13 protein-coding genes are annotated in these 14692 nt (G+C 62.5%); 2 read left to right on the forward strand and 11 right to left on the reverse strand.

The window, feature by feature from the left end:
- Window position 1: 1 nt before the first annotated feature.
- Window positions 2–766, reverse strand: coding sequence for an ATP-binding cassette domain-containing protein (locus tag HJB82_RS28375; RefSeq protein WP_207583112.1), 765 nt, complete (start codon window positions 764–766; stop codon window positions 2–4).
- Complete coding sequence (locus HJB82_RS28380; RefSeq protein ID WP_207583111.1) at window positions 763–1821, reverse strand: ABC transporter permease; 1059 nt, start codon at window positions 1819–1821, stop codon at window positions 763–765. The genes HJB82_RS28375 and HJB82_RS28380 overlap by 4 nt, the downstream gene beginning before the upstream one ends.
- 99 nt (window positions 1822–1920) lie before the next feature.
- On the opposite strand from HJB82_RS28380, the gene HJB82_RS28385 reads away from it, so the two are divergent.
- Window positions 1921–2805 (forward strand): GntR family transcriptional regulator, encoded by an 885-nt coding sequence (locus HJB82_RS28385; RefSeq protein WP_207583110.1) that lies wholly within the window; start codon window positions 1921–1923, stop codon window positions 2803–2805.
- Window positions 2806–2894: 89 nt separating this feature from the next.
- On the opposite strand, the gene lpxK is transcribed toward HJB82_RS28385, so the two are convergent.
- From lpxK to HJB82_RS28415, 6 genes are all read right to left on the reverse strand, one after another.
- Complete coding sequence (gene lpxK / locus HJB82_RS28390; protein ID WP_207583109.1) at window positions 2895–3968, reverse strand: tetraacyldisaccharide 4'-kinase; 1074 nt, start codon at window positions 3966–3968, stop codon at window positions 2895–2897.
- 202 nt (window positions 3969–4170) lie between these two features.
- A complete protein-coding gene (locus HJB82_RS28395) occupies window positions 4171–4893 on the reverse strand; it encodes an HAD family hydrolase (RefSeq protein ID WP_207583108.1) in 723 nt (240 codons plus the stop codon).
- 9 nt (window positions 4894–4902) lie between these two features.
- Window positions 4903–6222 (reverse strand): lipid IV(A) 3-deoxy-D-manno-octulosonic acid transferase, encoded by a 1320-nt coding sequence (gene waaA, locus HJB82_RS28400; RefSeq protein WP_207583107.1) that lies wholly within the window; start codon window positions 6220–6222, stop codon window positions 4903–4905.
- A 265-nt stretch (window positions 6223–6487) separates the two neighbouring features.
- Window positions 6488–6736, reverse strand: a complete 249-nt coding sequence (locus HJB82_RS28405; RefSeq protein ID WP_207583106.1) for a DUF4170 domain-containing protein — start codon at window positions 6734–6736, stop codon at window positions 6488–6490.
- A gap of 61 nt (window positions 6737–6797) precedes the next feature.
- Window positions 6798–7607 (reverse strand): 3'(2'),5'-bisphosphate nucleotidase CysQ, encoded by an 810-nt coding sequence (locus HJB82_RS28410; RefSeq protein WP_207583105.1) that lies wholly within the window; start codon window positions 7605–7607, stop codon window positions 6798–6800.
- A gap of 78 nt (window positions 7608–7685) precedes the next feature.
- Window positions 7686–9032 (reverse strand): TldD/PmbA family protein, encoded by a 1347-nt coding sequence (locus tag HJB82_RS28415; protein WP_207583104.1) that lies wholly within the window; start codon window positions 9030–9032, stop codon window positions 7686–7688.
- Between the two features lie 119 nt (window positions 9033–9151).
- Between HJB82_RS28415 and HJB82_RS28420 the strand changes: the two genes are divergently transcribed.
- A complete protein-coding gene (locus HJB82_RS28420) occupies window positions 9152–10966 on the forward strand; it encodes a monovalent cation:proton antiporter-2 (CPA2) family protein (protein WP_207583103.1) in 1815 nt (604 codons plus the stop codon).
- A gap of 12 nt (window positions 10967–10978) precedes the next feature.
- On the opposite strand, the gene HJB82_RS28425 is transcribed toward HJB82_RS28420, so the two are convergent.
- The 3 genes from HJB82_RS28425 to HJB82_RS28435 are packed head-to-tail and all read right to left on the reverse strand — an operon-like array spanning window position 10979 to window position 14624.
- Window positions 10979–11860: a patatin-like phospholipase family protein gene (locus HJB82_RS28425; protein ID WP_207583102.1), complete on the reverse strand. Its 882-nt coding sequence runs from the start codon at window positions 11858–11860 to the stop codon at window positions 10979–10981.
- A gap of 12 nt (window positions 11861–11872) precedes the next feature.
- The gene (rsmD, locus tag HJB82_RS28430) at window positions 11873–12433 is read right to left on the reverse strand and encodes a 16S rRNA (guanine(966)-N(2))-methyltransferase RsmD (protein WP_039618105.1); all 561 of its coding nucleotides are present in this window, start codon (window positions 12431–12433) and stop codon (window positions 11873–11875) included.
- The gene (locus HJB82_RS28435; protein WP_207583101.1) at window positions 12414–14624 is read right to left on the reverse strand and encodes a pseudouridine synthase; all 2211 of its coding nucleotides are present in this window, start codon (window positions 14622–14624) and stop codon (window positions 12414–12416) included. The genes rsmD and HJB82_RS28435 overlap by 20 nt, the downstream gene beginning before the upstream one ends.
- Window positions 14625–14692 lie beyond the last annotated feature (68 nt).

Genomic DNA, 14692 nt, shown 5'->3' on the forward strand with positions numbered 1-14692 from the left:
TTTAAGTCTCGGCGCCGACAATCATCGCGACAAGGTCCTGCTTGTTCGCTTCGGTTGGCTTCAGTTCACCCACCTTGCGACCCTGCCGCAGCACCACTGCCCGATCGGCGATTTCGACGACATGTTCCATATTGTGTGTGATTATGATCACGGCATTGCCTTCAGCTTTAAGCTGATTGACAAGGTCGAGAACTTGGCGAGATTCGCGAACACCGAGGGCGGCCGTTGGTTCGTCAAGGATCACCAGCTTGCGTGCAAAAACAATGGCGCGCGCGACCGCAATCGCCTGTCGCTGTCCACCAGACATCAGCGCGACCGGCGCGTCGAACCGCGGCAGCTTAACCTTCAGACGATCGATTACACGCGCTGCTTCCCGCTTCATCACGCCCGTGTTGAGGAAGCGGAGCGGGCGTGGCAGCCAAGAAGGGAAAGAGATTTCTCGCCCGCAATAGAAATTCTGCACAGGGGTCAGGTTGTCGAAAAGCGCCAGATCCTGATAGACGGTTTCAATGCCGGCGCGGCGGGCCGCCGCCGTTGAATGGAGCAATACGGGAGCACCATCCACAAGGATCTCTCCTTCGTCGAGACTATGAAGCCCACTGATGCATTTGACGAGCGTCGACTTGCCAGCGCCGTTGTCACCCAGGAGAGCGGTTACCTCCCCTGCATATGCATCAAAGCTTACATTTTTCAGGGCATGGATGGCGCCAAAGCGCTTCTGCGCATTTCGAACCGAAAGGACCGGTGGGGCGGATGCAGCGTTCATTGCACTCTCGCCGATTGAAGCACGCGCGCGCGCGCCTCGAGATGGTTACGAAGCACGTCAGCCTCTACGGCGATGACGATGACGAGCCCGATCGCGATCATTTGAAAGAACACGTCGACGCCGAGAAGATTAAGGGCGTTGCGGATGACGCCGATCAGCACGGCGCCGATCAGGGCGTGGCCGAGATGGCCCCGTCCGCCAAGGAAGCTAGCACCACCGATAATCACCGCCGCAATCGTGTCGAGCTCCAAGAGATTGCCATAGATTGGCGAGGCGGCGCCGGTCCGTCCTGCCAGCAGCACCGCGCCGGCACCGGCACAAAAGCCTGAGATAATGTAGGTCGAGAGCAGAACACCCTTTACCGGTATACCCATGCTTCTGGCGGCATTCGGCGAGCCGCCGACCGCATAGATCCATCTGCCACAGACCATTGACTTTGTCAGGATCAGAAACAGGAACCCGAACACCCCGACGACAAAGAAGGAATTGGGCACACCAAACGTCGTGCCGCCACCGATCGCAGTAACTGTATCGGGCATCCCGCGCATGGTGGTGTGGCCGGGCGCCAATGCAAGTGCCAGGCCACGGCAGATACTCAAGGTCGCAAGGGTAATAATGAAGGGGTGTGGCAGCCGACCGTAGACAAACACCACGCCGTTTACCGCCCCGATGGCAGCACCCGCAAGCAACATGGCCATAATGACGGTGATCGAGGCATCAACCTGCTGGTAGACGAGTCCGCCGACTACTGTCGCGAGCGCGAGATTTGAGCCGACAGACAGGTCGACCCCGCGTGTCAGGATAACGAGCTGCTGCCCCATTGCCACAAGAGCAATCACCGCCGTCTGCGCCAGGATGTTCCCCAGGTTGCTGGGCTTTAGAAAAGCCGGCGTGATCAAACTGACGACGGCAATGAGTATAATGAGGATCAATAATGGGCCTAAGCTCAAAAGCTTCAGTCCCAATGTGATGCCAGATTGTCTCGGGTGGAAGGTTGCACCTTGCGAACCACCAGGCCGGGACGAATTCTGAGGCAGAATCCCAGAGTCTTCCAAATTTCCCGAGCCTCCCTGGTTTTTTATACATAAGAAACATATGATACACGTACGTCAAATTGTTTTTTATGGATATCTAAACATACCTGGAGTTGCTCAGTGAGAACGGATACGACCTTTAAGCGGGCCTTCAATGATATGATCGATATCCTTCGGACATTCGATCTTGGGGAGGAATTGCCGTCCGAAAACGCACTGCGCGCCCAGCTTGGCGTAAGCAGAACAACTGTGCGGAAGGTGCTGGCGGCGATGTCCGCACGTGGGATCATCATATCCGAAGCGCATAGGCGGATCATACGGAAGCAGCCGCGGCAGACAGAGCGCTATCCGAAGGAAGAGACCTTAGCAATTTCGGAACAGGTCGAGACGAGTTTCATGGAATGGATGCTGCGTGGCGATGCCTGTCCGGGCACAGAAATCAATGAGGCTGAATTAGCTCGGAAATTCGGCGTCGCGACAACCATAGTCCGTGAGTTTCTCAATCGATTTCAGAAATATGGGCTGATCGAGAAGCGTCAGAATGCAGGCTGGGTTTTTAAAGGGTTCACAGCGAGTTTCGCACTCGAACTGTTCGAGATCAGAGAGATGTTCGAAATGCGCTCCGCACGCCTGTTCGCTAGCCTGCCCGACGGCTCGCCCATCTGGAAGCAGGTGCGTGCTATACGGGCGGCACATCTGGAACTGCTCGCGGATATCGATGCACGGTTTCAGGATTTCTCGGAACTGGACAGCCGATTCCATCGGCTGATTGTGGCTGTCGCGCCAAACCGCTTTATCGAAAGCTTCCAAGACGTGATCGCCATGGTCTTCCACTATCACTATCAGTGGAACAAGCGGGATGAACGCGCGCGGAATGAGGTCGCCATTGGGGAACATCTGGCGCTGATCGATGCCCTCGAAAGCCGCAATCTCGCGTTGATCAATCACGCTTGCCGGTCGCATCTGACCTCGGCGCGCGAAACTTTGCTTCACTCGATCGTGTGATAACATTGCAAGGACAGATGTGAGCAGCACTCTGGCTTGGTCTGACTTCCGGTGTCTCTGCCACGGGAGGACGTTTTGCTGCAGCCTGATTAGAGCGGTTCGGCCTTTCCTGGAATCGCTTCAACCTCAGCCTTCAATTCTCTGAGGCGGCGCTCGCGGCAGGCGGCGATCGCCCGGTCGATGATCAGGCTCGGGGCGAGGTGATCTTCGAATACCATGTCGACCTCGATCACCCGGCACTTTTCAATAAGCTGCGCCGCCTTGCCGGGATGGCCGGAGAGGCGGACGAAATCCTTGGATGTCGTGACGATCAGCAGGTCCTGACGCTCGGCGGTCGTCAGGATGTCGTCGATCTCCTCTTCGGTCAGGTGTTCATGATCGCCGAAGGTCTTGGCGACGGCGATTTCGGCGCCGCGCGATTCGACCGTGCGGAAGAATTTGGCAGGATCGGCGATGCCGGCGAAGGCGAGCACCTTCATGCCGGCAAGCGTGTTGTTGCCGCGCACTTTCAGCGATGCGGTGAAATAGGGTTTTGCGGCGCGCGCCGCCATGCGGACGATCCTGTCGGCGGCATTGCCGCCACCGACCTTCAGCAGGGCTGTCGCAGAACGCAGCTGCTGGCCGATCGGCGCGCGGACAGGGCCGCCGGGCACGATATGGCCATTGCCGAGGCCGCGGGTCGCGTCGATGACGAGCAGGGCATAGTCGATCGCCAACCGGGCACTCTGGAAACCGTCATCCATGATGATGAGGTCGGCGCCCTCCGCCACCAGCCGCTGAGCACCGTCGACGCGCCGGCGAGAAATCACCGTCAACGCCTCCTGGGCAAGCAGCAGTGGCTCATCGCCGACGGCGACCGCACGGTGATGATCGGGATCGACCACCGTCGTCACATCGAGCGATCCGCCGTAACCCCTGCTGAGAAAGCCGGGCTTCAGCCCTTTCGCCTTGGCGGCACGGGCAATGGTCAGCGCCGTCGGCGTCTTGCCGGCGCCGCCGACAGTGAAATTACCGACGCAGATGACGGGAATAGGAACCGAGGCGCGGCGCGCATGGGCCATGCGGTGGCCGGCGATACGGCCGTAGACAAAGGAAAGCGGCAGCAGCAGCCAGGCCCGCCAATCGGCTTTCCGCCACCAGAACGGCGGCGCTTCGGATATCATCTTGCCGTCCCGCTCCCCTGCCCGCCTTGCGGCAACCGGCCCCTTGCTTTTCGACCGGCGGGATTGAGAGGCCAAAATCGATGAAAATGCAAGCCCTTAGAGCGCCGCGCGCCCGATTGGACGCGTCAAGGACGCTCTATGACTTTGAACTGGCACTCAACCTCGAAAATCGATTCCGATCTTCGAGGTTGAATGCTGCCGGTCAGGCTGGCTGCAGATCCGGCAGCAGCGCCTCGAGAGCGGTGATATCGTCGAGCACATGATCGGCTGCAGCGGCAAGCGAATCGCGCGAACCGGTGCCGGTCAGCACTGCAATCCTGAGCCCTGTGCCGGCATTCAGGCCCATGTGCAGATCGTGATTGTTGTCGCCGACCATGGCAACTTCCTCAGGCGAAAGTCCGGTCGCGGCGCAGAAGCCGAGTACCATGCCCGGCTCCGGTTTGACCCCGAAACCGCTGTCGTAGCCGGCGATGTAATCGACGTAGCGGGCAAAACCGAAGCGTTCCGCCGTTTGGCGGATCGACCGTTCGTTGTCGCTGGAGGCGACACCGAGCTTGAAGCCGCGCCGATGCAGCCTTGCGAAGAAGCCGGCGAGGTCGGTCACCGGCACGGAAAATTCGGCGGCGCTGGAAAACAGGGCGTCTAGGCGCACCGTCAGTTCGTCGACATCGACCATCGAGCCCGCAGCAACCAGACCCTCGGAAATCTGGCGGGTATTGCCGGCAGCAAGCAGGCTGTCGGGAACGATATGGCCGGTCACCGGATCCATGCCGCAGGCAGACAGCAGCCGGTCGGCCAGAAGCGGGTCATCTTCCGCGGCGATGCGGGCAAGCTCCCGGTTCACCGGCAGCCAGCTCTCGTCATAGTCGAGCAGAGTGCCGTCCTTGTCGAAGAGAATGCCTTTGATATGGGCCGCTGCCGACATGATATATCCTCAGACCTGGGCCACGGCCTTGGGCAGCAACCGCGCCTTCACCGTCAGCGGATTGATGTAGGGTTCCAGCCCTTTCACGGTCGCGGTCAGCGCACCGCGCATCTCGTGCACCGCGGTGATGCCGGCCTCGATCATATTGCGGCGGGCTTCATCATTGATCAGCAGGTAATGCACGCCCTTGGCCAGCATTTCGGTATCGCGCACCATGCGGGCGCTGCCGCTGCGGGCGAGCTTCTGATAGGCATCGCGGAAATTCTGTACATGGCCGCCGGAGAGAACGGCGCAGCCGAGCATGGCGGGCTCCAGCGGGTTTTGGCCGCCTTCGGCAAACAGCGAGCGGCCGACGAAAGCGATTTCCGTCAGTCTCAAATAGAGGCCCATTTCGCCGATCGTATCACCGAGGAAAATATCGACATCGGCCGACAAGACATCGTCACGGGTGCGGCGGGCGACCTTCAGCCCCAGCTTGACCAGGGCCGCCTCGATCTCGTCGCAGCGCTCCGGATGACGCGGCACGATGATCGTCAATTGACGATCGCGCTCCCTCAGCGCCCGATGGACGATGGCAGCGGCATTCTCCTCGCCGTCGAAGGTCGAGATCGCCGCCCAGGTCTTGCGGTCGCCGATCTGCTTCTTGTAGCGGGCAAGGACAGCGCTGTCATAAGGCGGTGCGTCGGTGTCGACCTTCAGATTGCCGGAGGTGATGACGGGAACAGCGCCGAGATCGCGGAAACGTTCTGCATCCATATCCGACTGGGCGATGACGAGGGCGAGATTCTCGAACAGGGCTTCGGCTATCGCCGGGCGGCGGCGCCAGCGGGTAAAGGAGCGGTCCGACATGCGGGCATTGATCAGGATCTGCGGAATGCGGCGGCGGCCAAGCTCCAGCACCGTTGCCGGCCAGATCTCGGATTCGGCGATGATGGCGCAATCGGGCTGCCAGTAATCGAGGAAGCGGCTGACCGACGGCTTCAGGTCGAGCGGCACATATTGGTGGATTGCGTCTTGACCGAGCCGCTCGGCGGCGAGCTTGGCGGAGGTGATGGTGCCGGTCGTCAGGATGACATGGATATCGCGGCGGCGGATTTCGCGGATCAGCGGGATGACGGCATTGGTTTCACCGACGCTTGCGGCATGGAACCAGACGAGCGGGCCTTGCGGCCGATTGGCGCTTGGATAGCCGAAGCGTTCCAGGCGGCGCGCTCGGTCTTCCTTGCCCTTGGCGGTGCGGTAGGTGATATAGAGGCCGACAACAGGAGAGGCCACGGTTCCCGCCAGACGGTATGCGCTCAGACCGAACCGAGCCATCCGGGAACTCATCGCGCCAGTCTCCGATCCAAACCGATCGACATCAAACCCATTCCCTCATTATCGTTGCGCCCGCAATGACCGATCAATTTGTTCAGAATGCGTCAAACAATCCGGAGCGCCCGATGCCGGAAAGCCCCGCTCGCCGGCGGCACAAGAGCGTGATGCCGAAAGGTGCAAGCGGTTTTCTCACGACACCATGCCCTAACCAATTAATTCAGAACAGGATTCAGACTTGGGGCCGACCCGGCCTGAAATCAACCTGTTTCTAGCGAGGTCAGTTGCCCCTGGCCTTTTCCTGCGGATCGAGCAAACGATGCATGTGGACGATGAAGTAGCGCATATGCGCATTGTCGACCGTCTGTTGCGCTTTCGCCTTCCAGGCCGTCAGCGCCGTGGCATAATCCGGGAAAATGCCGACGATATCGAGACCGCTCAGATCACGGAACTGGACATCATCGAGGCTTTCCAGTTCGCCGCCAAAAACGAGATGCAGAAGCTGCTTCTTGTCACCGGAGTCAGTCATTTTTTGTTCTCTTTCTGCTATTCTCCTCCGCCACCCCATCTGCGGGATTTTGACGGAAACGTCAACTGTCTCGTCGCCCAGCAAAGGCCACGAGGAATTCGTCGAGACGGGGCGTAGGTGCTGCGCAGAGGACGTTGTGAGTAACGGCGGCGCGATTGTAGACGATCGGCCTGCCTTCAAGGTCGACAAGGCCACCGCCCGCGCAGGCCAGGATAAGATCGGCGGCGGCAAGGTCCCAATCATGCGAATTGCTCTTGACGAAGGTGCCTTCGAGACGACCGTCCGCCACCATGGCGATGCGATAGGCAAGCGAGGGTATGTGCTTCTGGCGGGTGACCCGGTCGCGAAACTCCGGCGGGAAGGTCTTCAACAGATCCTCGCCGATCGCCAGGCGGCTCACCTGCTCCGGTCCTGCGGCGGAGACGGTAAAGGGCGCGCCATTCTTCATCGCCACGCCACCTTCGGTCGCCTCATAGAGTTCCTCGAGCGCCGGGGCATAGAGCACGCCGGCGACCGGCCGGCCGCGATGAACGACCGCGACGCTGACGCACCAGACCTTTTGCCCGCCGAGGAAGGCGCGCGTGCCGTCGATCGGATCGACGATGAACAGCGTCTCGCGCAGGAGGCGGTCGGCATCATCGTCAGTTTCCTCAGACAACCAGCCATAATCCGGCCGGGCCTTGCGCAGAATGGTCTCGAGCGTCTTGTTGGCGGCGAAGTCGGCGGCACTGACGGGGGAGCGGTCGCCGTTTTTCCACCAGACCTCAGGAGACTGGTTGAAAAAGCCGAAAGCAACCGCACCGGCCTCTTTCGCAGCATCGGCAATCAACGTGAGATCGCCCTGCCAGCGAGACTTTTCCCTATCGCTCATCTCGCCTATCCGTTTCTCAGTTCAATAGTAGCAGCATGATATCGTCCGAAACCGCCGCACATTTTTGCGAAGGGATGTTCAGCGCCCTGCGAGCGTCATGCCTTCGATGGCGAAGGTCGGAGCCGCGACGCCGAATTTGCGATCGATGTCGTTTGCCAGCGTCAGGCGCATGAACATGTCCTTGAGGTTCGAGGCAATCGTCACCTCGGAAACCGGGAAGGTGAGTTCACCGTTCTCGATCCAGAAGCCGGTGGCGCCGCGGCTGTACTCGCCGGTGATCATGTTGACGCCGTGGCCGATCAATTCGGTGACATAAAAACCGTTGCCGACGCTGCGGATCAGTTCCTCGGGCGAGATGTCCCCGGGTTCAAGGGCAAGATTGGTGGAGGACGGCGAGACGGCGGTGCCGCCGCGCACGCCGCGGCCATTGGTTTCCAGACCCAATTCGCGGGCGGTCGAGGTCGAGAGAAACCAGTGGTTCAAGACGCCGTCCTCGATCATCACCAGCCGCTCGCCCGACACGCCCTCACCGTCGAATGGCCGCGAGGAGGGGCCGCGCACGATCAACGGATCGTCGGTGATCGACAGGCCCGCCTTCAGCACCTGCTGACCCATCTTGTCGCGCAGGAAGCTGGACTTGCGGGCGACGGCAGCGCCATTGATCGCGCCGGCGATATGGCCGACGAAGCCGCGGGCGACGCGCGGGTCGAAGATCACGGTAACATCCTTGCTGGTCGGCACCTGGCGAGGATTGATGCGCTTTACCACCCGTTCGCCGGCGCGACGACCGATTTCAGCGGGATCGTCGAGTTCGGCATAGTAGAGGCGGCTGTCGTAGTCATAGTCGCGTTCCATGCCGGTGCCTTCGCCCGATATGACGCTGACGGAATGGCCGAAGCGCGACGCCATGTAACTGCCCTCAAAACCGTGCGAGGTGGCAAGGACGAGGCCGCCCATGCCGGCCGAGGCGCCGGCGCCGGAGGAATTGGTGACACCCTCGACCGCCAGAGCGGCTGCCTCAGCGGCGAGGCTCGCCTCGCGCAGCATCTCGGAGGAGACCTCGGTGGTATCGAGCAATTGCAGGTCGGGATAGGATTTCGACAGGCTCGCCTCATCCGCCAGGCAGGCGAACGGATCTTCCGGCGAGACCTTGGCCATGGTGACGGCGCGTTCGGCAAGCGCCTGGAGATCGAAGCCCGGATTGGCCGAAACGCTGGCGACGCGTTTGCCGATGAAGACGCGCAGCGAAAAATCGTCGCTTTCGGAAGATTCGGTGCCCTCGACCTTGCCGAGGCGGACGCTGACCGATTGCGAGCGCGACCGGACGACGACGGCGTCGGCGGCGTCGGCCCCCGCCTTCTTGGCCAGATCGATCAATTGACTTGCGCGGGAAAGAAGTGTCGAGGAATCAATTTCTGAGGACATGATTTGGCCTTTCCTTCGGCTTCCATTTATTGTGCACTCTCCCAAGCATCAAGGCCGCCGCCGCCGATTCTTTGTCGGGGTTGCCCGCCTGCTTCCCGCCGTCGAAAGAAATTGCCCTGATGTCAGCGTCCAATGCCTTTTTTTCCGAAACGATCCTGCTGCTCGGCGGAGCCGTGGTCGCCGCGCCGATCTTCAAGAAGCTCGGGCTCGGCACGGTGCTCGGCTATCTCGCTGCCGGCATCGTCATCGGCCCTGTCTTCCACGGCATCACCGACGGTGAACAGATCCTTGCGGTCGCCGAACTCGGCGTCGTCTTCCTGCTCTTCATCATCGGACTGGAATTGAAACCCAGCCGCCTCTGGCAGATGCGGCGCGACATCTTCGGCCTCGGCACGGCGCAGGTGGTGGTGACCGGGCTGGCGCTGACCGCGCTCGCCTGGTTTTCCCACGTTCTCGATTGGCGCGGCAGCATCGTCGCCGGCTTTGGCCTGGCACTGTCGTCGACGGCCTTCGCCATGCAGATCCTCGAGGGCGACGGCGACGTCAATACGAAATACGGGCAGCGTTCCTTCTCGATGCTGCTGTTCCAGGACCTGGCGATCGTGCCGCTCTTGGCGCTGATCACCGTTCTCGACGGCGGCGGCAAGGGCAGCAATGCGCCGCTCGCCGATTTCGCCGTCGCCGTCGGCGCGGTCGCGGCAATGGTCGTCATGGGGCGTTACCTGCTGACGCCGCTCTTCCAGATCATCGCCCGGACCGGCGCGCGCGAGGCGATGATTGCCGCCGCCCTTTTCGTCGTCATGGGATCGGCAAGCCTGATGCAGCTTGCCGGGCTTTCGATGGCGATGGGCGCCTTCCTCTCCGGGGTGATGCTCGCCGAATCCTCCTACCGGCACGAGCTGGAGGCCGATATCGAGCCCTTCCGCGGCGTGCTGCTCGCCATCTTCTTCATCGCCGTCGGCCTGTCGCTGCAGCTCGACGTGCTTGCCGACAACGCGCTCTTCGTCATCGTTGCGGTGCCGATCATCATGGCGGTCAAGGCGATCATCATCTACGGGCTTTGCCGGATCTCCGGCTCTCCGCACAACGATGCGATCCGGATCGCCTTTCTGCTGCCGCAAGGCGGCGAATTCGGCTTCGTGCTGTTTACCGCGGCGGCAACCGTCGGGCTGATGTCGGCGAGCACGGCATCGCTGCTGGTCGCGATCGTCACGCTGTCCATGGCGCTGACGCCGATCGGCGCGGCTCTTTCCAAGCGGCTGCTCAGCGGCGATGAGCATGAGGAATTGGACGAGGATTTCGAGGGTGCCGGCGCCGATGTGTTGATGGTCGGCTTCTCGCGTTTCGGCCAGATCGCCGCCCAGATCCTGCTTGCCGGCGGGCGCAGCGTCACCGTCATCGATTTTTCGGCGGACCGTATCCGCCAGGCCTCCGCCTTCGGCTTTCGCATCTATTTCGGCGACGGCGCCCGCAAGGACGTGCTGCGCTCGGCCGGCATCGACCGGGCAAAGATCGTGCTCGTCTGCACGCAGAAGAAGGAAATCACCGACAAGGTGGTGGAACTGGTGCAGGCGGACTATCCGCACACCAGGCTTTACGTGCGCTCCTACGATCGCATCCATTCGATCGAGCTGCGTAACAAGGGTATCGACTACGAACTGCGCGAAACGTTGGAATCAGGCCTGCTCTTCGGGCGGCGGACGCTGGAGGCGCTTGGTGTGCCCGAGGTCGATGCCTATGAAATCGGCGAGGATATCCGCAAGCGCGACGAGGCGCGCCTGGTGCTGCAGGTGTCCGAAGGATTGCAGGCCGGCCGCGACATGCTGTTTTCCCATCCCGTCCGCCCCGAACCGCTGGTCAAGCCGAAACGTGCCGCCGATGCTTTCGAGGACGATCCGCTGGCAGGCACCGTGGATGCGACGGCGGAGGCGTAAATCAAGAGAACATCAGCGCTTCAGCCGCGCTTCGATCTCGCGGTCGAGGGCGAATTTCAGGTCGTCCTTGACACCGACGGACATGGCCAGCACATCGCGGGCCTTGAGGAAATCCATGACGCCGGTGCGGCCGACTGCCGGGCGCAGGAAGATATGCGGCGGGCGGAGCTTCAGCTTCAGCGTGATCGCCGTCTGCATCATCAGCTGGCCGGAACCGAAGATGCTCTCCATGCGGTTCGGGATATGGGTGCCGTCGCCTTCCGGCGCGCCGACGACATCGATGCCGACGACGATGTCGGCAAGATCCATCAGGCATTCGTAAGGCACCGGATTGCTGATGCCGCCGTCGATCATCACGCGGTCGCGCAGGCGCACCGGCATGAAGACGGCGGGGATGGCGGATGAGGCAGCGAGTGCCGGAAACAGCTCGCCTTCTTCGATGATGACTTCACACTGCCCGTAATAATCTGTGGTGATGACTTTCATTGGCACCAGCAGATCTTCAAAGCGGGCCGGCAGCTCGGACGGCAGGAAGGCCTTGAGGATCCGCTCCAGATTGAATTGGCCGATGCGGATGCCCTTGGCCACGGCATCCCGCACCGTCGCCGGCCTCAGGCCCCAGATGCGGCTGACGACGGCCGTCCTGTTGCCGACGGTCGCCAGCGCATGTTCGCGGATTTCGGCGCCGGACATGCCGGCGGCCATGCCGGCCCCCATGATCGCACCCATCGACGAGCCTGACACCGCCACTGGCCGGATCCCGAGTTCGTCGAGCGTCTCGATCACATGGATATGGGCAAGCCCGCGCGCGCCGCCGCCGCCGAAAGCGACGGCGACCGTTGGGAGATCACTGATCGCCGGCAGTTTCGGGCTGATGATCTCTGCCTGCTGCACGCCCGCCCCCGCTTATTGCGGCTGATACCGGAAGAAATGCACCCTCGTATCGCCAAAGATGCGGTTTTCGAGGAAAACATAGGAAGGATGCACGGAAACGACAATATCGGCGCGTTCTTCCAGCACCGCGATCGCGCCAGGCCGCAGCCAGCCGCCCTGAGCGGCGGCCGCCATTGCCTTCTCGCCGAGACCCTTGCCATAGGGCGGGTCGGCAAACAGCACGTCGAAGGCTTCGAGATTGCCGACGCTGCCGAGATCGGTGGCATCGCGGCGCAGGATGCGCGTGCGGCCGTGCAGGCCGAGCGCATCGATGTTTTCCCAGAGCAGCGCCCTGCCCTCGACGCTGTTTTCGACGAAGAGCGCATGACGACAGCCGCGTGAAACGGCTTCGAGGCCAACGGCGCCGGTTCCGGCAAAAAGGTCGAGTATCCGGGTGCCGTCGACACATTCCGGATAGGCATGGCTCAATATATTGAACAGGCTCTCGCGCGTCCGGTCGGCAGTCGGCCGGATATCGTTGGATTTTGGCACGGCGAGAGGCCGTCCGCGAAATTCACCGCCGACGATCCGCACCGCGTGTCATTCCCTTTCCTTTTGCACCACCTCTGGACGGCCCGCCCGCAGGCCTGTCGCCGCCCGGCCTGTCACTGCCTGGCCTGTCACTGCCTGGCTTGGCGCCCTTCGGCTTACCGGAAAAATTCTTGGCCCCACCCGGCTTGGCACCAAAGCCCTTGCCGCGCGGCTTGTCACCCGAAGGCTTGTCGCCCGAAGGCCTGCCGCCCGTAGATTTGTCGCCGAAGGTTCGTTCTCCACGTGGACGCTCAGAGCGGCCTTCGCCGGCGAAGGCCCTGGCTGCGCGCGGACGTTCATCACCGTCCTCGCGCGGTCTGCGATCACCATGCGGCTTGTCGCCGAAGGGGCGATCTCCGCGGGAAGGACGATCACCGAAAGGCCGGTCGCCGCGCGGACGCTCCGAACGGGCCTCACCGGTGGAGGCTCTGGCGGCACGAGGACGCTCGTCACCATCCGCACGCGGCTTGCGATCTCCACGCGGCTTGTCGCCGAAGGGGCGATCTCCGCGGGAAGGACGATCACCGAAAGGCCGGTCGCCGCGCGGACGCTCCGAACGGGCCTCACCGGTGGAGGCTCTGGCGGCACGAGGACGCTCGTCGCCATCCGCACGCGGTTTGCGATCACCACGCGGCTTGTCGCCGAAGGGCCGATCGCCGCGCGAGGGACGATCGCCGAAAGGCCGGTCGCCGCGCGGACGCTCCGCACGGCCTTCGCCGGCAGAGCTTCTGGTACGCGGACGTTCGTCACCCCCTTCACGGGGGGGGCGTTCGCCGCGCGCCGGGCGGTCGCCAAAACCGCGGTCTTCGCGGGCAGGCCGATCCCCGAACGAGCGCTTGCGGCCGGAGCCTTCGCCCTCATCCTTGCGGTGGGGCTGCTCGCTCGAACGGATCCATTCGCCGTCCTCCTCGCGCACGCGATTGATCTGCGTGCGCGGGCGATCCTCGATATGGTGGGAACCGGCACCCTTTGCCGGCGCCTGCTCGCCGCGCCGGCGCGCGGTCTGCTCATTCTTGGCGGCTTTCGCTGCAGCCTTTTCGCCAAGTGGCCGGGCGCCGGGCGCCATCCAGACATTGGCGCTGCGACGCTGGCCGAGCGGCTGAGGACGCTTGGGCTTGTCATCATCCCTGCGGCCGCTATCGCGGCGATCGTCATCTCTACGCCCGCCACCGTGGCGATCGTCGCGCTTGGTGTCGAGGCGGCTCAGCGCCCGTTCGCGCTTGTCTTCGTCGCGGCGCGGACGCTGCTCGCGCCTTTCCGGTACTGGGGCTTCAGCCTCTTCCTCGGCCGCGACGGCCGGCGCGTTGTAGAGCGGCGCGTCGAAATTCGCCTTGGCTTCCTCGATCAGGCGCGGGCCGAGCTGGTCGCGAAGCGTGCGGCCGCGCACTTCGATGACATGGCCTTCCGGCAAGTCGCCGAGCTGGAACGGGCCATAGGAAATGCGGATCAGGCGGTTGACGTCGAGGCCGAGCGCACCCATCACGTTCTTGATTTCGCGGTTCTTGCCTTCGCGAAGACCCATGGTGATCCAGACGTTCGACGCTTGCGTGCGGTCGAGCGTCGCCTCGATCGAGCCATAGAGCACGCCGTCAACGGCGATGCCGTCCTTCAGCTTGTCGAGCGCGTCCTGATCGATCTCGCCATGAGCGCGGACACGGTAGCGGCGCAGCCAACCGGTCGCCGGCAGCTCGAGCGCGCGGGCGAGACCGCCGTCATTGGTCAGCAGCAGCAGGCCTTCGGTGTTGATATCGAGGCGGCCGATCGACATGACGCGCGGCAGTTCTTCCGGCAGATTGTCGAAGACGGTCGACCGGCCTTCCGGATCGGCATTGGTCGTCACCAGACCGGCCGGCTTGTGATAGAGCCATAGCCTGGTGCGCTCGATGCCGCGGATCGGCACGCCGTCGACCTCGATGCGATCGGCGAGCGTGACGTTGACGACGGGGGTGTCGAGAACCCTGCCGTTCAGCGTTACACGGCCTTCCATGATCATCCGTTCGATGTCGCGGCGGGACGCGACGCCGGCGCGTGCCATCACCTTGGAAATGCGTTCGGCCTTGGCCTCGCTATCGGCCTCGGCGGCGATCGCAGCCTTTGCCGGCTTCGCGCCGCCAGGCTTCGCGCCGGCCTTCGGCCCGTCGTCCCGTGAAAAGGGCTTCGCGCCCGGGCGTTTTGGCTTGTCTTTGGGTGTCATTTGTTGTTTGCCTGCCTTTTGGGCCTGTCTATCAGGTCACGCATCTGCGGTTAAGTGGAAATTCTTGC

Source organism: Rhizobium sp. NZLR10, assembly GCF_019685125.1.
Taxonomy (GTDB): domain Bacteria; phylum Pseudomonadota; class Alphaproteobacteria; order Rhizobiales; family Rhizobiaceae; genus Rhizobium.

Bases quoted from the DNA above. Each gene is read 5' to 3' on its own strand.
- HJB82_RS28415 (WP_207583104.1), bottom strand. From the start codon at position 9,032: ATGTCCTCAGAAATTGATTCCTCGACACTTCTTTCCCGCGCAAGTCAA.
- lpxK (WP_207583109.1), bottom strand. From the start codon at position 3,968: ATGATATCCGAAGCGCCGCCGTTCTGGTGGCGGAAAGCCGATTGGCGG.
- waaA (WP_207583107.1), bottom strand. From the start codon at position 6,222: ATGAGTTCCCGGATGGCTCGGTTCGGTCTGAGCGCATACCGTCTGGCG.
- HJB82_RS28420 (WP_207583103.1), top strand. From the start codon at position 9,152: ATGTCAGCGTCCAATGCCTTTTTTTCCGAAACGATCCTGCTGCTCGGC.
- HJB82_RS28395 (WP_207583108.1), bottom strand. From the start codon at position 4,893: ATGTCGGCAGCGGCCCATATCAAAGGCATTCTCTTCGACAAGGACGGC.
- HJB82_RS28410 (WP_207583105.1), bottom strand. From the start codon at position 7,607: ATGAGCGATAGGGAAAAGTCTCGCTGGCAGGGCGATCTCACGTTGATT.
- HJB82_RS28375 (WP_207583112.1), bottom strand. From the start codon at position 766: ATGAACGCTGCATCCGCCCCACCGGTCCTTTCGGTTCGAAATGCGCAG.
- HJB82_RS28435 (WP_207583101.1), bottom strand. From the start codon at position 14,624: ATGACACCCAAAGACAAGCCAAAACGCCCGGGCGCGAAGCCCTTTTCA.
- HJB82_RS28405 (WP_207583106.1), bottom strand. From the start codon at position 6,736: ATGACTGACTCCGGTGACAAGAAGCAGCTTCTGCATCTCGTTTTTGGC.